This window comes from Paenibacillus sp. FSL E2-8871 (assembly GCF_038000345.1).
Lineage (GTDB): Bacteria > Bacillota > Bacilli > Paenibacillales > Paenibacillaceae > Paenibacillus_AQ.
Window position 1 is genome coordinate 6,521,362 of record NZ_JBBOBV010000001.1, and the last position, 22,594, is coordinate 6,543,955.

Below are 22,594 nucleotides of genomic sequence, written 5' to 3' on the forward strand. Positions count from 1 at the left end.
CATGTCTATAAGATTGCGGCTGACTGCTTGGTATTCAGGGATTTTGGCCGTTATGCTGCTGGCCTTATCAGCCGCAATTTACGGTTTTGTCTATTTTAATACGTATGGGGACTTGAAGGATCGTCTGAAGGTACAATCTGAGCAAACGAAACTTTTATTTAGCGTTGATCGCTACAATGGTGAGCTGAAACTTGGCGGAGTCGGTCCTGAAAACTCCAATTTATATACGCAGATTTATACTTATGGCAGCAAAAGCTTGTCACAATCGACAAATATGATTAACTTTGGCCTACGGTTTGATTATCCTGCTAAAGATAAAATTGCAAAAGGATTTCGTAATGTTGTTGTGGACGGCAATCAGTTTTTGATCTACGAGATGCCTATCGAACTAGAGCATTATAATAATAATCCAGTGGCTGTATTACAAGTCGCTGCCTATGTGAATGAGCAGAATAAGCTATTGGAGCGTTTGAAAAATATATTGCTTGTCGGTTCTTTTGCTACCTTGATCGCGGCATTTACCTTTGGTTTATTCCTGGCACGTAAAGCGATGAGTCCTATTGGGAAAGTGATTGAAGCTGCAAACGGTATCCAGACTGGGACAGACCTAAGCTCCCGTATTGAATATGATGGACCTCCGGACGAAATAGGTCGTTTAATTGAGACTGTCAATAACATGCTTGGGCGGATGGAAGGATTCTACACAGAGTTAGAGGATTCTTATGCAGCTCAGCGTCGATTCGTTTCCGATGCATCACATGAGCTGCGGACTCCACTAACAACCATTCGTGGGAATATCGATCTGCTGCAAAAGGTTTGGGAGATGGAACCGGGCGAAGGGAAGATGAGCGAGGCTGAAATTCGCCAGCTCTCGATGGAATCGGTGAAGGATATCGCGGACGAGTCTAAGCGAATGAGCCGACTTGTAGCAGATATGCTCTCGCTCGCTCGTGCTGATACAGGGCGAACCTTCGAGATAGAGCCGGTGGCACTGGAACCAATGATGACTGAGATCGCGCGTAGGGCATCCTTCCTGCCTCGTCAAGCGGAGTGGGTTACAGGGGATATGTCCGTCTTAAATGGAAAATATGTTGTGGGTAATAAAGATTATTTACAACAAATGTTATTTATTTTTATTGATAATGCTTTTAAATACACGCCTTCTGGTGAGGTAAGTTTAGATACGATTTTCTATCAGAATCAGGTTGGTATTCGGATCACCGATACGGGGATAGGTATGGATAAAGATGAGGTTCCATATATTTTCGACCGTTTCTATCGTGCAGATGAATCACGTGGAATTACAGAAGGAATTGGGCTTGGTTTATCCATTGCTAAATGGATTATTGACGAGCATGGTGGGTCTGTGGAAGTTGTTACACGCCAAGGCGAAGGAACTACTTTTGTGATCTGGTTGCCGCTTCTCTTTGCTCCGCCGCTGGAATAGGGTATAATTTAAAGTGTGTCCTATTACAGAAGTCAACGAAAGCAGAAAGTTGGTGAAGTCATGGAAGTCATTAAAATTTCTCCCCGGGGATATTGTTACGGAGTAGTCGATGCTATGATAATGGCACGGCAGGCTGCGCAAAATCTCGATCTTCCCCGGCCGATTTATATACTGGGCATGATTGTTCATAATAGTCATGTCACGAATTCGTTTGAGGACGATGGCATCATTACCTTGGACGGTCATAACCGTCTGGATATTCTCGATAAAGTAGACAGTGGAACTGTTATATTCACTGCTCACGGAGTTTCACCTGAGGTACGCAAGATGGCTAGGGATAAAGGATTGACTACGGTCGATGCTACCTGTCCTGATGTGACAAAGACGCATGATCTCATTCAGGAGAAAGTCGATGACGGTTATGAGGTTATTTATATCGGCAAGAAAGGCCATCCGGAACCGGAAGGTGCTGTCGGCATTGCGCCAGAGCATGTGCATTTAATTGAAAAAGAAGATGAGATTGCAACTCTATCCATTCCTTCTTCACGGATTGTAATTACGAATCAGACCACTATGAGCCAGTGGGACATTAAGAATATTATGAAAAAGCTACTAGAGACCTTCCCAGGTGCTGAAGTGCATAATGAGATATGTATGGCTACTCAGGTGCGTCAAGAGGCTGTAGCGGAACAGGCGGGTCAATGCGATCTAGTGATTGTCGTTGGCGATCCACGAAGCAACAACTCTAATCGTCTGGCACAGGTGTCGGAAGAGATCGCAGGTGTGCCTGCTCATCGGATTTCTGATATCTCTGAACTAAACACCGACTGGTTGAAGGGTGTAAATATTGTGGGGGTTACCTCTGGCGCGTCTACACCTACACCAATTACCAAAGAAGTTATTAATTATTTGGAGCAGTACGATTCCGAGAATCCCGAGACATGGGAGATCAAACGTACAGTGAATATGGCGAAATTACTTCCTCCGGTTAAGAATAAGAGCACAAGCACTACTTAATGCGCTGTAAGCGAACTTATATATTTGTGTTAGGACAAAAGCGCGTAACCTCGTCTATCGAGGTTACGCGCTTTTCTATTTAGAAAAAGCGGTTTCATCTTATAAATCAGGAAATAGGATTGACGGTAAAGGATTTTTAGAGTAAAATCGCTTTATCGGTTAAAAGCATAAAAGCTTAAAAGCTTAAAAGCGAACACGCGTCGTAGTGCGAGTGTGTTGAGCGAAATTATTATAAATTTTAAGTGTAGAGAGGAAGTTATTAAAATGATCGTCATTACATCCAATCAAACGCCAGAAGAGCAGGTTAAAGATATTATTGCAGTTATCGAAAAAGAGGGTCTGCAGGTACATCTCTCTAAAGGTGCAGATCACACTGTTATCGGTTTAGTAGGAAGTGTCACTCCTAAGCTTGCAGAGCATTTGCGGCAAATGAAGGGAGTAGAGAACGTCGTAAAGATCTCCAAGTCTTATAAGCTAGCTAGCCGTGATTTCCATCCAGAGGATACCATTATCGATATCAAGGGTGTGAAGATTGGTGGAGAGAATCTGGTGATTATGGGCGGACCATGCGCCGTTGAGTCTCCAGAGCAGATTGATGAGATTGCCCGTCTGGTTAAAGCTTCAGGTGCTCAGGTACTGCGTGGAGGCGCGTTTAAGCCCCGTACAGGTCCATACAGCTTCCAAGGCGTAGGTGTAGAAGGTTTGACTATGATGGCTGAAGCAGGAAAGCGTCATGGCCTATTAACCATTACAGAGGTTATGACACCAGAGTATGTGGATATTTGTGCAGAACATGCTGACATCCTCCAGGTGGGTACACGGAACATGCAGAACTTTGATTTGTTGCGTAAGCTGGGTACTTGTGGAAGACCTGTCCTTCTGAAACGCGGCTTCAGTGCAACCTATGATGAATTGCTCAATGCAGCGGAGTACATTTTGGCAGGCGGAAATAAGGATGTAATGCTCTGTGAGCGTGGTATTCGTACATTTGAGACTTACACACGCAATACGCTGGATCTATCGGCTATTCCGGTTCTACAAAGCTTAAGCCACCTTCCGGTAATCTCTGACCCAAGTCACGGCACTGGACGTCGTGAGTTAGTTGAACCTATGGCTAAAGCTTCGGTTGCAGCTGGTGCAAATGGTCTAATCATCGAAATGCACACAGATCCGGACAATTCTATGACAGGTGACGGTGTTCAATCGTTATTCCCTGAGCAGTTCGATAATCTGCTTAAGGATCTCGAAAAGCTTGCTCCGATTGTTGGACGTAAGTTTTCAACTTCACCAGAAACCGTTTCGGCGCTATAATTTTTAAGAATATAACAACCTTGGAAGTCCTCTAAACCCGCGGTACAGCGGGATAGTAGGGCTTCTTTGCTATTGGATAAGTTAGAAATGTTATGAATATTAGCGAAAATAATGGATTTCACGAAAGCGTTAGAATATCTTACATTGCTGAAAGAAATACCTGACATAAGCATTGACGATGTTAGGTATGAGATTTATAATGACGACAGCAAATAAAAATGAAACAAGAACATTTGCATACTGTGAGGGGCTTAATGTTCGGAACTTGGGGGAGGAAAAATTCATGTCGGTTGAAAAAGTGTTGCAAACAATTAAAGAAAACAATATCGAGTGGGTAGATTTTCGATTCGTAGATTTAGGTGGCCGTGCTCACCACATTTCTCTGCCTGCATCTGAAGTGGAAGATGAAACTTTTGTAAATGGGGTAGCATTCGACGGTTCTTCCATCAAAGGATTCCGTGGTATTGAAGAATCAGACATGGTTATGATGCCTGATCCGAACAGTGTGTTCATTGATCCGTTTACAGCTCATCCAACGCTGAACGTTATGTGCGACATTTTCACTCCTGATGGTGAACGCTATGAGCGCGATCCTCGCGGTATTGCTGTGAAAGCAGAAGAATTCCTTCAGAAGAGCGGAGTTGGAACATCAGCATTCTTCGCACCTGAGTCTGAATTCTTTATCTTTGATGATGTTCGTTACGAGAGCGGTATGAACAGCTCCTCATTCTTCGTAGACTCTGAAGAAGCGGCTTGGAATACGGGTCGTAAAGAAGAGGGCGGCAATCTTGCATTTAAAGTTGGCGTTAAAGGTGGATATGTACCTGTAGCACCTGTGGATTCCCAACAGGATATCCGTAGTGAAATGTGTCGTCTGCTTGCTGAAGTGGGACTACGCATTGAGCGTCATCACCACGAAGTAGCAACTGCAGGCCAAGCGGAAATTAACTTCCGTTTTGATACCTTGAAGAAAACTGCTGATAATCTCATGACTTATAAATATATTGTACAAAACACTGCACGTCAGTACGGCAAAGTAGCAACCTTCATGCCAAAACCACTGTTTGGCGATAATGGTAGCGGAATGCACGTACACCAATCGATCTTTGACGGAGACACTCCTTTGTTTTACGAAAAAGGCGCTTATGCTAACTTGAGCGAAATGGCTCTTCACTACATCGGCGGTATTTTGTATCATGCACCAGCTTTGATCGCTTTGACTAACCCAAGCACCAACTCCTTTAAACGTTTGGTTCCTGGTTACGAAGCACCGGTTAACTTGGTATACTCCAAAGGAAATCGTTCTGCAGCAGTTCGTATTCCAGTAGCGGCTGTGACACCGAAGGGCTGTCGTATCGAGTTCCGTACACCGGACTCCACCGCTAACCCTTACCTGGCATTCTCCGCAATGCTGATGGCAGGTCTGGACGGAATCAAAAACAAGATCAACCCACAAGAACTGGGTTACGGTCCTCTGGATAAGAACATCTACGAATTGTCCGATGCAGACAAAGAAAAGATCCGCAGCGTTCCAGGTAGCCTGAGCGAAGCGCTTGATTCTTTGGAAGCTGATTACGAGTTCCTTACAGAAGGCGACGTATTTACTAAGGACTTCATTGATAACTATATTGCTCTGAAACGTTCCGAGGCTCAAGAGGTTGCGATTCGTGTTCATCCACATGAATATTCTTTGTACTTCGACCTGTAAGATTACTCAAATCATATAAAGCTTTAACAAATAAAGGTGTTCCTAAGTCATGGAAATGACTTAGGAACACCTTTTGTATTGATCCTAACAAAAATGAGGATATCTTTGGCCATTGATATGACTAAGGATATCCTCATTTTTGCTTCTATAGTTTAATATTCTGACCTGTGTTCCGCTTTAATTAAGTAGAGGTATCACTTAGGGATCTATACTAAACCCCGCTCAGGAGCTCCGCAGGATTCTCTTATGATGAGCTCTGGCTCGACGCTGAAAGAGCTCGTGCCTGATTGATTGTTTATTAGATCATACAGCATTAACGCGGCTAGACGACCAATCTTATCTTTATTTTGTTTAATCGTAGTCAAGAGTGGTGTTGTGTAATTGCAGGCTTCGATATCGTCACAGCCAATAATCGCGACGGTTCCAGGAACAGCAATAGCAGATTCCTTTAGGGCACGCATAGCTCCAATAGCTAGCTGATCAGAAGCCGCGAATATCGCTCTGGGCAAGTTTCCATTCGAAATCATTCTACGCATGGTCTCATACCCGCTGGCTTCAAAGAAGTTGCTGCCGTTTAAGAACCAGTTTTCGTTGATCGGTAGTCCTAAATCTTCAAGTGCTTTGCGGAAACCACTTTCACGTATATTGGAGATTTCTGACTCAGAGGAGCTGCCGATATAACCAAGTTCTCGATAGCCTAATAAGTAAAAGTGTTCGACTACCTTGGTAGACAACTTAAAATTATCAGACATGATATAACCCGAATTGTCGCCTGACAGCTTTAAATCTACGCCGATGCATGGGATAGAACTATTATCCAATTCGCTGATGGAGGTTTCTAGCTCTTGTCCGGTAATAAGTAGGCAGCCATCTACATTAAAATGCAGACAACGGGCAAGATAATCATTAGTATCGCCACTTTTAAATTTTTCGTTAGAGAAAAAGATCAGGTCATAACCTAACAGTCCCATTTGTTTTTTGAAGGAATTTAGAACTTCGATGAAAAAAGGGTGGGTAAAGTCAACGTTCAGCATTCCTGCAAAAATAACACCAATCAGATTCGATGATTTTGTAGCTAATGTTTTTGCTGAGTTGGAGGGAGTATATCCAGTTTCCTTTATGATTTGTTGTACCCGAGTCTTGGTGTCTTCCGAAATATCACTGTAGTTATTTATGATTTTAGATACTGTCGAAACAGAAACTCCAGCTATTTTCGCTATGTCTTTAATGTTATAGGCCAACTTTAGTCCTCCTTATAATGCGAAATACTCCGTAATCTATGATAAAAGTATAGTTGAGTTAAACTTTTTATGGATTTCAAATATGAATTACGAAACGTTTTCGTAAATGATTTTATAATTATATAGGTAGATAGTCAATGAGATGTTTAGTTGTCTGGCAGGAATGTCCTATATATCAAAGGGTTTTTATAGATATATGGTCAAAAATAGTTCAAAGACTAAGAATAAAAAAGACTTTACAAAGATAAATAACGATGTAATAATAAAAACAACGAAACCGCTTTCTGTATTATTGTCGTTAAAGTTTCGTGATTTCAGTAATTAAAATAGTGTTTCGTTAAAAGGTCGTAACAAATTATCTGGGGGGTAACAAAAATGGTAAAGAAGCTTTCTGCAATATTGTTGAGCTCAGCGCTAGTGCTCTCATTAGCAGCATGTGGAAGCGGCAACAACACAAAAGGTGAGGCTACAAATGCTCCGGGGAACGGAACAGACAAGCCAGCATCTGGTGACAAGAAAGTGATTAAGATCTTGCACTGGAAACAAGAGAACATTAACAAAGTCATTACAGACATTAATAAGAAGTTTGAAGAGAAATATCCAGAATATAAAGTGGAATACACAACCACTGGTCCGGATGATGAATTCAAACAAGCGCAAAGAGCGAGAATCACAGCTGGTGACGTAGACGTCCTTGCCGATCTTTCCGGTATGAGATTGTCTCCGAAAGATTGGACACCAGGTGCGAAAGTGCCAGACTGGCAACAATGGATTGATTCCGGTTTGATTGCTGATCTGAGCAGCGAAGCTTTCGTTAAAAACTACAATGCGAATGATATTGCCAAGGCGGGTACTTACAACGATAAAGTGTATGCGATCCCAACCGGTAAAGTAGCAATGTCAGGTTTCTTCTATAATAAAGAAATGTTTGAAGAAAACGGTTTGACTGTACCTACTACATGGACAGAGTTTATTAGTCTTCTTGATACTCTGAAATCCAAGAGCATCGTGCCAATCGTAGTGGCTGGTAAAGATGTATGGCCTTTGAAACTACCAGTGTTCGGTTTGCAGTCTAAGATTCTAGGTGGCGGCAACCAACAAAAATGGATTGAAGGCGTTTGGAAAGGTACTTCAGCGTTCAACGATGCTGAGGCTGTAGAAGTGCTAGAAAAAATGAAGACGCTTCAAGATAACTATTTCATCGACGGTTTCTTAGGGATTGACTATGCAACAGCACCCTCGTACTTTGCAACAGGTAAAGCAGCTATGATCGCTGACGGAACTTGGGATGCTCCTACGATTGCTGCTGCTAATCCAGATCTGAAATTTGGATACTTCCCAATTCCAGCTACTGAAGACGCTGCTAAAAACAATTCACTTGTAGGTAAATACGATGTAACTTGGTATGCAGCAGAAAAAGGTCCGAACAAAGAAGGCGCTTTGAAATGGCTGGAATTCTTCTCTGAACCAGAAAACTACACGGAATACGTTAAAGCTGCAGGCTTTTTGCCAACACAAGATAACATTGCAACTGACAGTGACTTTATTGACAAAGAGCTTGCTCCTTACATGACAGGTGACTTTGAGCTAGCTTATGAAATCATGATGATTAACCGTGATAACGTTGGCGAGCACATTGCTGCTGAGGGTGTACACACTGAATACCTTGCACCAGGTGGCGAATTTAAAACCGCTAAAGAACTTGCAGATGTTCAACAAAAAGAATGGGAAGCTGCAGCTCCTAAATAAGCTGTTATCCCAATAAACAGATATCTACAACATACTGTGTACAACATCGGGGTCTGTTCGTACAGACCCCGATCATTTTATTGAATTAGGATTGGGTAGGTGAGAGAAATGTATCCGTTCGGAAAAGGTATAAAAAGATATTTACCACTTCTGCTGCTTATGATTCCATTATCGTTGTACGTTGTTTTTTATTTTGGACCCTCTATGATGACGGTCATCTATTCATTTACAGATATTACTAACGTTCCTGGAAGCAAGTTGAATTTCGTAGGCCTTGACAATTATTATAGTGTTTTTAACTCCGGAAATTCAGGCGAACGTTGGGATTCCATTATACGAACTGTTTATTTCATGATCATTGTTACAATCGTACAGAACGGTGTCGGTCTCCTTATGGCCGTAGTGATTAATCAGAAGCTGAAAGGCGATTATTTTTATCGCGCAGTTTTCTTTTTGCCGGTTGTCCTCGGTGTATCGGTAGTTGCACTGGTATGGGGCTTGATGTTCGATCCGCTTAGTGGTCCTGTCAATCAACTGTATGATTCTTTGTTCGGTTATAAAGATATGTTCTTTGGAAGCTTCACCCATGCGTTTGGTTATATTATATTCACGCAAATTTGGATGTACATGGGTTACTCCATGCTGATTTTCCTTGCAGGACTTCAATCCGTTCCGAAAGATCTATATGAAGCTGGATATATTGATGGAACCACGAAGTGGCAATCTTTTAAGAACATTACGTTCCCACTTATTGCTCCATCGTTCACCATTAATATTATTTTGTCCATTATCGGTGCGATGTCGACCTTTGATATTATTCTCGCAACTACGGACGGTCGCTTTAACACAAGAACGATGGCTTATGACGTGTATAAAGAGACGTTCCGTGGTTCTCTACAGATGGGACTTCCATCCGCGCTTTCTGTGGTACAGTTCCTTATGATTCTAGTCTTTGTTGTATTTGCAGTTAAACAAATGCGTAAGAGAGAGGTGGAGTATTAATGAAAGATTCCAAAACCGCCAAAACTCTCTCTTATATTCTGATTGCAGTGTTGCTTGTTTTGTATATCATGCCGCTATTGTTTGTTATAAATATTTCATTCAAGTCCTTCACAGATTACCTGCTAGACCCGATCGGACTTGTGAAAAGTATTCAATGGGATAATTACAAGGAAGCTTGGTTAAAAGGTAATTTCTCTAATTATTTCCTGAACAGTCTGCTGTATACAGCCGTAGCAACAGTACTTACACTTATCGTGTCGTTATTCGGTGCTTTCCCGGTGGCGAGAAATTATGTGAAGTGGAGCGGGTTTATTTATTTGTTCTTCTTGATGTCTCAATTCCTGCCGAATCCAATGGTAGCGCAGTTCAAGTTGATGCTTACCATGAAACAGGAGCTTGGGTTTGTGGGTTATGATACGAAGCTGGGTTATATTCTGCTTAAAACAGGCGGAACAGGCATCGTGTTCATGATGTTCGTTGGTTACATTAAAGGGATTAGTCGGGAAATGGATGAAGCTGCGGGTATGGATGGCGCTGGATATATGCGATATCTATTCCAGATCATTATGCCGCTGATGAAACCTGTTATCGCAACGGGTGTTATTTTAACAGCGATTACCATCTGGAATGACTTTGTGGGACCGGTCATGTATTTGCCAAGTCCGGAACATTATCCAATTACCTTCGGGCTTAAAGAATTCCGTGGTCAATACGGGAACAACTGGCCTATGTTGGCGTGCGGTATCATGATCGTATCCGCACCACTTATCGTCCTGTACACCTTCATTCAAAAGTATATTGTTGACGGTGCATTGGCAGGTGCGGTTAAAGCTTAAGTAGATGTGTAAATGAGAGGATGGGGACAATGGACCGCAAAAAAATTCAAGGCTTTGAATTCACCGGAAAGGACGGGGAGTTCAAGCTTCAGCAACCGGATCATAGTAGTTTCTTATACTTCCCTCTAGTAAATGAGGGGGGAATGATGTCGACTGTAACCCCGAAGCTTCATGGTCAGGCGACAACAGGTCATAATACATTTTTAACACCGCCATTATCTGTTGAAGATTTGCATAATTCACGCGCCTCGCGTAATTTCTGGGTTTACGTCGAAGGCAAAGGTGCTTGGTCTGCAGCTGGAAACTCTGCTAAGCAAAATGCAGCGTTCTACACCCCATCTGCTGATGATGCAGTACTTGAGGCTGGATTCCTATGGCATCGTGTGACTCGCAGCAACTCTGAGATGGGTATCAAAGCTGAGATTACCAGCTTCGTACCTAGTGGTAACGACAAGGTAGAACTTATGAAAGTTACGTTGACGAATACGGGAACAGAGGAGCTTACTCTTACACCAACGGCTGTAGTTCCCTTGTATGCCCGTTCCGCAGATGATCTGCGCGATCACAGACATGTAACCTCCCTGCTGAACCGGATTTACACTTCAGCTTATGGTGTTGAGGTTCAACCTGCACTATCTTTCGATGAGCGTGGTCATCGCATTAATCACACTTCTTACGGTGTATTTGGTGCAGAAGGTGATGGCAGTCAACCTGATGGTTTCTTCCCGATTCAAGAAGAATTTATCGGTGAAGGTGGAAGTCTTGACTGGCCAGAAGCTGTTATTCTGAATGCTACGCCAGAGATTGGTAAAGGTGGCGGCGTGGATAGAGAGGGTTATGAAGCCGTTGGTGGTCTTCGTTTTGCTTCAATTACCTTGTCTTCTGGTGCAAGCCATTCTTATGTCGTAGTTATGGCAATTGATAGTGATAGAATTAACGTTGAAGCGTTGATGAGTAAATATGGTACATCTGAAGCTTTTGATCATCTGCTAAAGGAAACTAAAGCGTTCTGGGCAGACAAAGTGAATATGGTTGAATTTCATACCGGCGACTCGGATGCAGATCAATGGATGAAATGGGTAACCATCCAACCGGTCCTTAGAAGACTGTATGGTAACTCCTTCTTACCGTATCATGATTATGGAAGAGGCGGACGTGGCTGGCGAGATCTTTGGCAAGACTGTCTGGCACTGCTCATTATGGAGCCTGCCGAAGTTCGTAGCCTACTCTTCAACAATTACGCTGGTGTGAGAATTGATGGCAGTAACGCAACCATTATCGGTCAACAGCCAGGTGAATTTATCGCTGACCGTAACAATATCCCTCGTGTATGGATGGATCATGGGGCATGGCCATTTTTAACAACGATGCTCTATCTGGATCAGAGTGGTGATCTTGATTTCTTGTTGCAAGAACAGACTTATTTCCGGGATACGTTTATGAGTCGTTGTAAGGAACGTGATTCTTCATGGAATACCTCTGTAGGCAGTGATCTTAGAACAGTTTCTGGGGAAATCTACAAAGGTACGATTCTGGAACATATTTTGCTGCAAAATCTAGTTCCGTTCTTTAATGTAGGAGAACATAATAATATCCTGCTCGAAGGCGCGGACTGGAATGATGGCCTCGATATGGGGGCGGATCGCGGAGAGAGTGTAGCATTTACATCTTTCTATGCTAGCAATCTATTGGATATTTCCCGGGTGCTGCGTAACCTTAAGATTTCTAAAGGTCAGGAAACTGTTGAATTAGCCGAAGAAATGCAGCTCCTGCTGGATACCCTTAACGAGTCTGTGGATTATGGTTCTGTATCAGGTAAGCATGAGAGATTGGATCGATATTATGCTGCCGCACCAAATAAGGTGAGTGGAGTTCGTGTATCTCTCGATATTGATAAAGTAGCTGATGATCTGGAGCAAAAAGCGGAATGGTTATTTAACCATTTGCGTAGCAACGAGTGGGTACAGAGTGAGAATGGCGATGGCTGGTTTAATGGTTATTATAATAACGATGGTGAACAGGTAGAGGGTGAATTTTCTGAAGGCGTTCGTATGACGCTTACGGGTCAAGTGTTCCCGCTTATGGGTCATGCAGCGGCTCCGGAGCAAATTCCACACATTATAGCAGCTGTAGATCGTAATCTGTTTGATGACAAGATAGGATACAGGCTTAACTCCCGTTTCGGTGGGATTCAGCAAAATCTGGGTCGTGCTTTTGGTTTTGCTTTTGGCCATAAAGAAAATGGGGCCATGTTCAGTCACATGACCATCATGTATGGAAATGCATTGTACAAACGTGGTTATGTAAAAGAAGGTCATAAGGTCCTTGAATCTCTTTACAGCTTGAGTACGGATTTCGAAAAAGCTCGCATCTACCCAGGTATTCCTGAATATATTAACGAGCAAGGCAGAGGGATGTACACGTATCTAACAGGCTCCGCAAGCTGGCTCTTGCTAACCATGGTCACTGAAGTATTTGGTGTGAAGGGCAAGCTGGGAGATCTATTGCTAGAACCTAAATTAGTAAAAGAACAATTTGATTCCGAGGGTAAAGCATCAATTAAGACGATCTTTGCAGATCGTGAGTTTGAAGTGGTCTATAAAGCCACTAGAAGCTTTAACTACGGAGAGTACCAAATACACTCCGTTACGTTGAACGGCAGCGAGGTGACGCTGCAGCGCGGCTCAGGAAGTGCTATTATTCCACGTGAGGAGCTACTTGCTCTGCAGACAGAGAAGCTTCACGTGATTGAAGTGACTCTGGCGTAATCTTAACTGAAATTTTTATAAACGTCTGCACCGTTATGAATAGCGGCTGCAGACGTTTTTTTGAAAATTATAAAAACTAAGGTTCTTCATAAATGATATAATGGGGCTAATTTACTTATTTGTTGAATGATTGAAAGGGGTTTGTGAAGGATGGGTTACAGGCTGTCAAATGGCGTATTATCTGTGGATATCGCTGATATTGGAGAAGATTATAAAGGGACTCGTTTTGACTGGACGGGGTTTATCACACAAGTTACGTTAGAAAAGGGTAACCATACGTTTTGTGTGCCAGAGAGCTTGAAGGAAGGCGAAGGTACTGGCGGAAGTGGACTATGCAACGAGTTTGGCATTTCCCGGGCAATTGGGTATGATGAAGCGCCGATCGGAGGCTGGTTTCCAAAGCCCGGAATCGGATTGTTACAAAAGCTGGATTCGCAGAGCTATAGCTTTCATAATAAATATCCACTAACCCCCTTTGCTGTTGATATGGAGGTTAGGGATGATTCGATTACATATACTGTCCAGCCGATGGAAAGTAATGGATACGCGATGCTTTTGACCAAAACGATCTCTATAAAGGACGACCAATTGAAAATTGCATATGAATTGCATAACAAAGGGGATAAGCCAATCCAAACCGAGGAATACATCCACAATTTCGTAGGAATTGATGGTTTGAATATAGGTTCGGATTTTGAGTTGCGCCTCTCGAATGGGCTCAAAGTAGAAGAGCCAGAATCTAAATACACGAATAATTTGCTAGAGGTATCTGGTAATACCCTTACTTGGTCAGAAGCGCCAGACCGGTCATTTTACTGCAAGCTGAGTGGCTGGGGAGGTCCAGAGGCTGAGTTCAATTGGGAGTTAGTTCATAAGCCTAGTGGAACAGGAGTACGCGAGAGCGGAGATTTCCCAGTAGCACGAATGGCGCTATGGGGAGAACGCCATGTGGTCTCACCTGAAGTTTTTGTGAACATTAGTCTTTTACCGCATGAAAGCAAGTCCTGGAGCCGAACTTATCATTTTTTCACATCATGATAAGCAGTAATCAAAGCTTTTATGTGAATAATTATACTTGCTGGTGTGTGAGATTATTGCTATCATAAGCGATATCCATATTGATAGGAGAGAAAGGGTGGGGAGTAGTTTTGAATAAGAGAGCATACAATTTTAATGCCGGACCGGCAGCATTGCCGCTTACGGTACTGGAACGCGCACAAGCGGAGTTTGTTGATTTCCGAGAAAGTGGAATGTCTATCATGGAAATGTCGCACCGTGGAGCAATCTACGAATCCGTGCATAATGAAGCGCAGGAACGTCTGCTTTCGCTCCTCGGCAATCCGAAGGGCTATAAGGTATTGTTCGTACAAGGTGGAGCAAGCACACAGTTTGCTATGATCCCTATGAACCTGATTTCCGAAGGCCAAGTAGGTAGCTATGTTATGACAGGTAGCTGGGCAGATAAGGCTTATAAAGAAGCTAAATTGGTAGGGGGCGCTCATGTTGCTGCTTCTTCCGAAGACAAGAAATTCTTAGCTATACCTGAATTGAGTTCGATTAAAGCTGCGGAAAATGCTGCCTACCTTCACGTTACTTCCAATGAGACCATTGAAGGAACGCAATATGCAGAATATCCGGATGCTGGCTCGATTCCGCTCATCGCAGATATGTCCAGTGATATCCTTTGCCGGCCAATCGATGTCAACCAATTCGGAATGATCTATGCTGGAGCACAAAAGAACCTTGGTCCTTCCGGTGTGACTGTAGTTATTGCTAAAGAGGAATTACTCGCAGAATCACCTTCTAACATTCCAACTATCATGCGTTACAGCACTCATTACAAAAATAACTCTCTTTACAATACACCTCCATCTTTCTCTGTATATATGGTTAACGAAGTATTAAAATGGATTGAGGAGCAAGGTGGTCTTGCTGGTATCCATTCCAAGAACCTTGAAAAAGCGGGTCTATTATATGATCACATCGATGGAAGTGACGGCTTCTACAGTGGCGTTGCTGAGAAGAGCAGTCGCTCCATTATGAACGTTACCTTCCGGATGCAATCGGAAGAACTCGAAAAACGGTTTGTTAAAGCTGCTGAACTGGAAGGTTTTGTCGGCTTAAAGGGACATCGTAGTGTGGGTGGCTTGCGCGCTTCCATTTACAATGCAGTTCCTTACGAAAGTGTTAAAGCACTTTCTGATTTCATGAACCATTTCCGGCAAACTCAAGGTTAATGAACTCTATCGTAAACCTTCCGCCTATGGGTGGAAGGTTTTCAGTTTGTTTGGAGAAGCTATGGTTATGCACTAGAGTAAAACATCTGGCTATTAAGCCTTTAGAGAGGAAGGAACCATATAATGGCACTCCATATCGTATTAGTTGAGCCGGAAATACCGGCCAATACTGGAAACATTGCGCGTACCTGCGCAGCAACAGGCACTCATCTTCACCTGGTTCGCCCGCTCGGATTCCGTACAGACGATGCTACATTGAAAAGAGCAGGATTGGATTACTGGCACGCTGTTAACATTGAATACCACGACTCTTTTGCTGAGGTACTTGAGAAGTACAGTGAGGGACGTTTCTTTTACGCAACGACGAAAGCGGAGAAGAGATATAGCGATTTTGATTTTCAAGATGGAGACTTCTTTGTCTTTGGTAAAGAAACGAAGGGGCTTTCTGCTGAAATTCTGGAAGCGGGTAAAGAAACAAAAATGCGCATGCCAATGAGTGATGCCGTGAGATCGCTGAATTTATCGAATTCTGCAGCTATTATTGTATATGAAGCCCTTCGACAGCTGGATTTTCCTAATCTTGTTTAGAAAAAAGACATTTTTTTTGTTTTTTTCAGCAGGATTCGACATTTTAATAACGAAATATAATGAATGAGCCGAAATATATAGTAGCTACAAATTATTAGTTGAACAGGAGAGGTGTACGTTAGATATGAAACCTGCTGGTGTAGTTCGCAAAGTGGATCAGCTGGGTAGAATTGTTCTGCCTAAGTCCCTGCGTAAAAGGTATCAGATGAATGAAGGCGACCCGGTTGAAATTTTAGTACAGGGTGACCATATCATCTTGGAGCGTTACCGTCCAAAATGTGTTTTCTGCGGATCAATGGAAGGTGTGAGTGAATATAAAGATCGTTATATTTGCGCTGCATGCCTATCAGAAATGACGCAATTGCCAAGACACGCCTAGGAAGTACATATTTACACATTTAGAATTCTGACAGCCAATAGTTTTCTAAATAAAGAAACTGTCCCATTCGTAGATTTCTCTACTTATGTGGCAGTTTTTTTGTTTCAGGCTTATAAAAAAATGCCTCAGAGCCAAGTGGCTGCTGAGACATTTCTTGCTTATAGACCTTTTGTTTTGTCGTCGTTGTAAGATGAGGTAAGGATGCCGACCATAAATAACACAAATACGATAGTTACGATCCAAAAGGTTAATGAGAACGACATACTGGCACCTCCATTAGCAAATGTATTCGTTATCAAGATTATACCCTGCAAATCAATAAAAATAAACGCAAATGTGATATGTTGCATAGACATTTTACTATAATCATTTAAAAAACAGGAAATTTGTTGGTACAGCTCTAAGATTTCCGTCTGATGGCTTGTTGACTACTCTTCCATTGAAGATGAGTGATGACGATCCTCCACCATCCAGATTATAAGCATCCATGACACCCATGTTGTATAGCTTGTTCTGAATTTCCTCTAGCCGAGCACCAGAGCTGCCAAGCTCATTATAGCCATCCGCTACAAAGATGAGAAGCTGATCATCCTTATAATTACCGATTACTGTACGTGGCGCCCGATTGGGGGATGTTTTCCACTTTTCCGGGATCGGTACTTTGACGTTGTTCTTAAGTAGAACAGGCACAAAGGTTGCACCAAATACGGGTTCGAGTTGATCTAACTGTGCGCGACTGTAAAATTTCCCGCCGATTAACTGTCCGGACTTGTTCAGACCTACGAAGCTGAGATCCTTGAATGTCGGTTCGAAACCATTGAGATACTTTCCATCAACCACAGTAGTGCTTAAGGGATAGCGTTTTCCGGCTTTATCCGCAAAACCTCCAGCATTAATACCTGCAATAGCACCATGACTTTGTACAGCGTGCATAGTGGTTTCTGCGCCACCAGTAGCTTCCTTCGCAAGACTCATCTGCATCGCAGTTGGATCCTTCAATTTGATCTTCAAAGCATAGGCCTTATAGTTACCTGGATTCAGCTTATACAGCTCGATTCTAATCCGGTCGCTAGTAAGGACCTCCGAAGGTATTCCAAGCTTGGCAGATATCCGGCGGTTATAGATAAGCTCAGGACGGCTCGCTTGAGTCTTCGCTGTCTCGACTAACTTATTCATAGCAGTAGTGGTTCCTTTATATAGCTTAGCGCTAGCGCTGACTGCATCTATGGTGTAGGATGCAGTGCCTTCGGCTAGGGTTAAATCTTTTTTTAGGATAGCTGTTTCATTCAGAGGCCCTGAGATAGGTGCAAATTGTCCTACATCAAGATCCAGCTCGAGCGGTGGTCGATACCACCACATACATATCAGTAAACCTAAAAAAGGTGCGGTCAGAAGCATAAAGAAACGGTTCACTCTTTTGACTGGCGTCATCATTTGATCAGATCCATTTCTTTCTTCAAAGCTTCTAACTGTTTGCTAACTTCGCTCAATTGCGTATATAGCTTGTTACTATTGTCTGTCTTGGCACTTGCATTATCTTTAGTGAAGGTTAATAGTTCGTTAAAACTTTGCACTGTATTCTGCAATTCCTTCACTTCTTCAGTGAGAACGGCAATTTTCGACTCATAGTCGGTCTTAAGAACGGTTAGCTGCTGCTGGCTCTGATTGCTAAGTTCGCTCAGCACTTGCTGCTTCAAATGGTTTGTGTAGCTGTATACAGCATATACACCAATTCCAATCATCACGATCCAGAACAGTAAAAACCATTTTACGGAAGGGCCGCTTCTCACAGCAGCACGGCGCGAGTGTACCGGGGACGTTTCCGCTAGCGGTTGCATTTGATCACCTCGGGTTGGTCTTTTTTTCAAGTCCCCATTCTATCAGACTTTGACTAGTTTCGCAAAAATGTAAGAGAGTGTGAAAACTAGAAAAAGTAATTGCATCCTATTAAACTACTGCGATACAATTTCTATAGATTGGAATTTCTGATAGACGTACTCAAGGTAACCAGCGAGAGAATAAACGAACAAGTCATCATACTTCCTTGCTTGCGTTTAAACCGGAAACGCTGCGGCGCTTTCCTTTCTGGATGATTATATAAAGCAGGGGGTCTGGGCATTAATGATGAAGGTTTGGCAGGTGGTTATTGTGGGGTGTCATCCTACAAGTATGCTGGGGACAAAATTGATTTTGGAAGAGGGAGGAGAGCTTAAAGTTCTAGGAATGTATTCAACTTGGGACGAAGGCGCTTCCATCGTAAGGGAAAAGAATCCCGAGCTAGTGCTGGCAGATTATCATATGCCTGAAGGTAATATTGAGAGTGTGCTGTTAAATATGAAAAAAAGCTCACCAAACTCACATTTTGTCGTAATGACGGATGAAGACGGCAGGGATCTGCTTCAGCCCCTCATAGAGCTGGGAGCCAGCGGGATCTTCTCCAAAGGATCTTCTCCTCATCAGCTTTTACAGCTGATCCTGGGTTTGCGGGTGGGTTTTCTTTCAATGCCGCTAGAATGGATAGAAAAAGGATCCTGGCCGATTTCGACTTCTAAAGGACTGGATGATGTTCTTCAATTGACGCAGACAGAGATGTTTATTATGGAGCGAATCGTTCAGGGGATTACTTATGATAAAATAGCGCTTGAAATTGCAGTAAGTCGTCGTTCGATTGACAATTACTTGCGCAAAATTTATGTGAAGCTTGATGTTTCGACGCGAGCTCAGGCCATTGAGAAATTTGCTCTCTTTTCAAGACAAAACAGGCAAATCTAAGCATAACCCAAGCTATACGACATAATGACGGGAAAGGCGGAATATTCTTGAAATAGAAGAAAGCATATCACGTTAAATGGATAATCGTCCTCGAAAGAGGATAACTTAGCCATTTCTACTTGGTACTAGGGAAGGGGGATTTCGCATGCTTTACCAATTTTCTGCTCGCGCGCACACACTGCTATCGTCACCGCTTCTAAGTATTCGCACCCAAACACGGAGAAGCTCCATGATATCGCTTGCTGAAGAATTACCAGCGGAAGAACTGTTCCCATTATCGCTGCTTGCCGAAGCAGCCTCTACGGTGATATCTGCAGATGCAGGAGCACTTCAATATGGTGATCCTGCAGGGTATGGTCCACTTCGGGAGTGGCTTGCCGGGGATTGGCTCAGAGAAAAAGGGGTAACTGTTACTGAGGGTGGAGTTCTGCTAACAACGGGGAGCCAGCAAGCGATTGATTTGTTGTCGCGGGTGTATATTGATCCGGGAGATCGTGTATTAGTAGAAAATCCGACATCTCCAGGATTCTTGCAAACTCTTCGGATGCAGGGTGCCATCATTATTCCTGTAGAGGGTGACTTGGACGGGCTTCATCCAGATCATTTGCGGAGGCAAATTGAACTGCATAAGCCTAAGATGCTGTTCGGAACACCAAGCTTTACGAATCCAAGTGGCATCCTATGGAGCTTAGAGAGACGGCGTGAGGTGTTGGATCTTTGCATCGCGTATAACATCCTGATTGTAGAAGATGATTCTTATGGTGATCTACATTTCCAGAAGTATGGTGAGCATTGGGCCACAAGATATCCATCCTTGTATGCGCTGGAAAATGTAAGTGATGGCGGACACGTATTATATATCGGTTCGTTCAGCAAGACCGTTGCGCCCGCGCTGCGGACGGGCTGGGCTGCAGGTAGCCGGGAAGTGATCGGGATGATGGCTGCTGCTAAGCAGATGGCAGACTGGCAATCGAGCGCATTAAATCAGCGGCTCTTGCATCATTTGTTGGATGTGACCGCTTTTGATCTTCGTGAGCATATTGCGCAGCTGAACCGAGAATATAACACCCGACTGAAGTTAATGGTTGAACTGCTAAAACGTCCAGCTTGGAAAGGAAGCTCCTACGACCTCCCGTCAGGAGGTATGTTTCTATGGGTATCTCCACCGGAGGGAATGGATGTTATGGCACTGCTAAAATGTGCGCTAGGTAAGGGCGTGGCATTTTTGCCAGGACCGTTATGTAGCGTAGATGGAAGTGGAAATCACATTCGTCTTAACTTCAGCCATCCCGGCCGGGATGAGCTTCTACTTGGTATGAATCTGATGAGCGAGGCGGTTAAGGAGTTCACGGCTCGGAGTTAGGTGGGTGGGGCTGGTGGGGGTGTGGATGATTAAAGGATCTGATTGTCTGTACCTTGCTTATTCCCTATCTGTCCATTCATCACCACATTCATTCCTTTATCGTGATGAATGAACGGGAGGGAATGACAGACGGTGAGACATACGGACGGACAGAAGGACAGAAGGACAGAAGGACAGAAGGACAGACATACGGATTGACGGTGGCGGAACGTAGGACCGCTTGAAATGACCATGAATGTACATCTGGTCAGCTGTGAGGTATCGTGTGAGACTATTTTAGGGAATTTATCCCTAAAACTGGAGAGTATAAGCTCTGAAATGGAGCTTTTAGGGAATTTGTCCCTAAAAAATTAAGGAAAAACCCTTTTCATGGGCAAATCTGACGAAAATCAGGGAGAAATTCCCTAAAATTCGCTTTAGAGCGCGTAAAGAGAAGATTTTTAGGGAGGATTTCCCTAATTTTCGAAGATTTAATATTAGTGGTTGTTGAAGGTAACATCGGGGTTCTAAGGTGAAAGGTTCAGCAATAGTAGCATGTTAAAGCAATAATAGAGGAAATAGTAAATAAGGATTGTGTTCGAAAGTGTAATAAGCTAATTAAAGTATAGTCCCGAAGAGCTGGATGAGGTACTTGCTTGTGATACTAATAAGTGATGAAGTTGGTACGAAATAATTACAAATGTGATATGGATGCTATGTGAACAAGTTACGTAATGAGATACGAATACGAATGTGATACAAATTTGATAAAAACGTAATACGAACATGGCATGTATGACAACAAATGTGATATGAGTGCAATACGAACGTGGTACGAAATCAGATACTAATGTGGCAAGATTGGAATACCAAAAAGCATCCCGTCGATGGGATGCTTTTTGGCGTTACCTAGACATCGTTACGTGTGCATTAGAATAATAAGTTTAAAGTCCGAGTAAATGATTAGAACCTAATTCAAAGACGAAAATCGAAGTAAAAGATCAAAATAGAAGTAAAAGATCAAAATCGGATAATGATAAAAGTCAGAGTGAAAGATCAAAAGCAGAGAAAAAGATAAAGGCTCCAGCAAAAATTTGAAATTGAAAGAATTTTTTGTTTAGTATAGGCAAGCTAATTACTGTGATGATTGCTGTCATGGGGTACGCCGCCAGTTATAGCGGCGTATTCTACTAGCGCGGCCTGACCGGCTGGGGTCAGGGTATAGCGCCCACGGCTGACACGGTGGAACCAGCCGTAGTAGTTGTGCTGCAGCATAGCGGCGGCGTTCGGTACGCCGCTACGCTTCCGCAGCTCGGCCGGAGAGATCCCGGCCGAGCGGGCGCTTGAGGCAGCGCTAGGGGCACCGCTTCGCGTGCCAGCCGCCGCTGCCTCCCGTGCTGCCGTGTCCCCGGCAGCACGCCCCTCCGGCGCTGAGCTCAGCGCCGGAGCCTGTGCAGCGGTGCTCGCCGCTGCACGTTTGCCCGCTGCGAGCGAAGCCTTCGCAGCGGCCTTCTCGGCAGCGACGGCGGCTTCCGCCTCCGCTGCCTGCAGAGAAAGCGCGACACGCAGCGCTTTCTCACGGTAGGCCGTCACGAGCTTGACGCGCGTGCTGCCGCCGGTGTTGTAGTCTCCGCTGCGCTCGCGGAACTCATAGAGCAGGCGCTCGCGCCGCCGCTTGTTGCTGCGCTGCGCAGGTGGCGTCTCGTCCGGCTCGACGAGCACCTCGACCAGCGGGGCCTTGGTCTTATAAAAAACAACGGTGATCAGCCCGAGACCAAGGCGGCGGCACAGTCCGCTAATCTCGCCCCAGCGCTGGTTTACCGCTCCTTTTTTATCACGGACACGTTCTACTGCGAGATAGACCGTAGGACTGAGCTTTAGCCGTTCCACGCCTTGCAGGAGCAAGGCGAGGTTGAACGATTTTTTCATCTCTACGATTAGAGGCTGCTCTAAATCCTCACGAATACCCACCAAATCACAAGTCCGAACCTCACCCTTGATGCTGTATCCTTGCTTTTCAAAAAAAACCTTCAAAGGAGCATACAGCTCCGTTTCATGTCGTACCGCCATAGTGTCACTCCCGTAGCTCTTTTTTTCGGGTTCTCATTAAGGTTTTACTGCGATTTTATGATTCTCTATTATAGCACAGCAAAAAAGAGGTCAACTATTCCGCGCTTGCCGCATAGGTATGTAATAC

The 22,594-nt window shown here is 43.7% G+C and carries 18 protein-coding genes; 14 read left to right on the plus strand and 4 right to left on the minus strand.

The genetic code is table 11. The features are described from left to right. Nucleotide 1: 1 nt before the first annotated feature. The 4 genes from NYE25_RS29195 (at nucleotide 2) to glnA (ending at nucleotide 5,483) form a co-directional block, all read left to right on the plus strand. Nucleotides 2-1,447 (plus strand): sensor histidine kinase, encoded by a 1,446-nt coding sequence (locus NYE25_RS29195; RefSeq protein ID WP_042186227.1) that lies wholly within the window; start codon nucleotides 2-4, stop codon nucleotides 1,445-1,447. Between the two features lie 60 nt (nucleotides 1,448-1,507). Then, complete coding sequence (locus NYE25_RS29200) at nucleotides 1,508-2,464, plus strand: 4-hydroxy-3-methylbut-2-enyl diphosphate reductase (RefSeq protein ID WP_341147505.1); 957 nt, start codon at nucleotides 1,508-1,510, stop codon at nucleotides 2,462-2,464. A gap of 264 nt (nucleotides 2,465-2,728) precedes the next feature. Then, a complete protein-coding gene (aroF, locus tag NYE25_RS29205) occupies nucleotides 2,729-3,775 on the plus strand; it encodes a 3-deoxy-7-phosphoheptulonate synthase (RefSeq protein ID WP_042186231.1) in 1,047 nt (348 codons plus the stop codon). Between the two features lie 283 nt (nucleotides 3,776-4,058). Continuing rightward, nucleotides 4,059-5,483, plus strand: a complete 1,425-nt coding sequence (glnA, locus tag NYE25_RS29210; RefSeq protein WP_042186233.1) for a type I glutamate--ammonia ligase — start codon at nucleotides 4,059-4,061, stop codon at nucleotides 5,481-5,483. Nucleotides 5,484-5,689: 206 nt separating this feature from the next. Here glnA and NYE25_RS29215 read toward each other — a convergent pair whose 3' ends face one another. Next, the gene (locus tag NYE25_RS29215) at nucleotides 5,690-6,724 is read right to left on the minus strand and encodes a LacI family DNA-binding transcriptional regulator (protein ID WP_341049323.1); all 1,035 of its coding nucleotides are present in this window, start codon (nucleotides 6,722-6,724) and stop codon (nucleotides 5,690-5,692) included. A gap of 375 nt (nucleotides 6,725-7,099) precedes the next feature. Between NYE25_RS29215 and NYE25_RS29220 the strand changes: the two genes are divergently transcribed. From NYE25_RS29220 to NYE25_RS29255, 8 genes are all read left to right on the plus strand, one after another. Continuing rightward, nucleotides 7,100-8,473: an ABC transporter substrate-binding protein gene (locus NYE25_RS29220; protein ID WP_341049320.1), complete on the plus strand. Its 1,374-nt coding sequence runs from the start codon at nucleotides 7,100-7,102 to the stop codon at nucleotides 8,471-8,473. Between the two features lie 108 nt (nucleotides 8,474-8,581). Then, nucleotides 8,582-9,475 (plus strand): carbohydrate ABC transporter permease, encoded by an 894-nt coding sequence (locus tag NYE25_RS29225; protein ID WP_042125669.1) that lies wholly within the window; start codon nucleotides 8,582-8,584, stop codon nucleotides 9,473-9,475. Continuing rightward, on the plus strand, nucleotides 9,475-10,311 hold the full coding sequence (locus tag NYE25_RS29230) for a carbohydrate ABC transporter permease (protein WP_341147506.1): 837 nt from the start codon (nucleotides 9,475-9,477) through the stop codon (nucleotides 10,309-10,311). The genes NYE25_RS29225 and NYE25_RS29230 overlap by 1 nt, the downstream gene beginning before the upstream one ends. A 29-nt stretch (nucleotides 10,312-10,340) precedes the next feature. Then, nucleotides 10,341-13,079 (plus strand): GH36-type glycosyl hydrolase domain-containing protein, encoded by a 2,739-nt coding sequence (locus NYE25_RS29235; protein WP_341147507.1) that lies wholly within the window; start codon nucleotides 10,341-10,343, stop codon nucleotides 13,077-13,079. A 150-nt stretch (nucleotides 13,080-13,229) separates the two neighbouring features. Further along, nucleotides 13,230-14,117, plus strand: coding sequence for a hypothetical protein (locus NYE25_RS29240; protein WP_341147508.1), 888 nt, complete (start codon nucleotides 13,230-13,232; stop codon nucleotides 14,115-14,117). Nucleotides 14,118-14,227: 110 nt separating this feature from the next. After that, a complete protein-coding gene (gene serC / locus NYE25_RS29245) occupies nucleotides 14,228-15,316 on the plus strand; it encodes a 3-phosphoserine/phosphohydroxythreonine transaminase (RefSeq protein ID WP_042186243.1) in 1,089 nt (362 codons plus the stop codon). A 123-nt stretch (nucleotides 15,317-15,439) separates the two neighbouring features. Beyond that, nucleotides 15,440-15,904 (plus strand): tRNA (uridine(34)/cytosine(34)/5-carboxymethylaminomethyluridine(34)-2'-O)-methyltransferase TrmL, encoded by a 465-nt coding sequence (gene trmL / locus NYE25_RS29250; protein WP_042125678.1) that lies wholly within the window; start codon nucleotides 15,440-15,442, stop codon nucleotides 15,902-15,904. 124 nt (nucleotides 15,905-16,028) lie between these two features. Continuing rightward, nucleotides 16,029-16,283, plus strand: coding sequence for an AbrB/MazE/SpoVT family DNA-binding domain-containing protein (locus NYE25_RS29255; RefSeq protein WP_039871533.1), 255 nt, complete (start codon nucleotides 16,029-16,031; stop codon nucleotides 16,281-16,283). Between the two features lie 366 nt (nucleotides 16,284-16,649). On the opposite strand, the gene NYE25_RS29260 is transcribed toward NYE25_RS29255, so the two are convergent. Both NYE25_RS29260 and NYE25_RS29265 read right to left on the minus strand, forming a co-directional pair. Continuing rightward, nucleotides 16,650-17,717 (minus strand): phosphodiester glycosidase family protein, encoded by a 1,068-nt coding sequence (locus NYE25_RS29260; protein ID WP_341049311.1) that lies wholly within the window; start codon nucleotides 17,715-17,717, stop codon nucleotides 16,650-16,652. After that, complete coding sequence (locus NYE25_RS29265; protein ID WP_042186244.1) at nucleotides 17,714-18,121, minus strand: hypothetical protein; 408 nt, start codon at nucleotides 18,119-18,121, stop codon at nucleotides 17,714-17,716. The genes NYE25_RS29260 and NYE25_RS29265 overlap by 4 nt, the downstream gene beginning before the upstream one ends. A gap of 283 nt (nucleotides 18,122-18,404) precedes the next feature. Here NYE25_RS29265 and NYE25_RS29270 point away from each other — a divergent pair, with 283 nt between their 5' ends. Together NYE25_RS29270 and NYE25_RS29275 are read left to right on the plus strand one after the other, a co-directional pair. Continuing rightward, nucleotides 18,405-19,055 carry a DNA-binding response regulator gene (locus NYE25_RS29270; RefSeq protein WP_341147509.1) on the plus strand — a complete coding sequence of 217 codons (651 nt, stop codon included), beginning with the start codon at nucleotides 18,405-18,407 and terminating at the stop codon, nucleotides 19,053-19,055. A gap of 145 nt (nucleotides 19,056-19,200) precedes the next feature. Then, nucleotides 19,201-20,418 (plus strand): aminotransferase-like domain-containing protein, encoded by a 1,218-nt coding sequence (locus tag NYE25_RS29275; RefSeq protein WP_341147510.1) that lies wholly within the window; start codon nucleotides 19,201-19,203, stop codon nucleotides 20,416-20,418. Nucleotides 20,419-21,528: 1,110 nt separating this feature from the next. Here the strand turns inward: NYE25_RS29275 and NYE25_RS29280 are convergent. Beyond that, nucleotides 21,529-22,467 (minus strand): DUF2161 family putative PD-(D/E)XK-type phosphodiesterase, encoded by a 939-nt coding sequence (locus NYE25_RS29280; protein ID WP_341147511.1) that lies wholly within the window; start codon nucleotides 22,465-22,467, stop codon nucleotides 21,529-21,531. Between the last annotated feature and the right edge of the window lie 127 nt (nucleotides 22,468-22,594).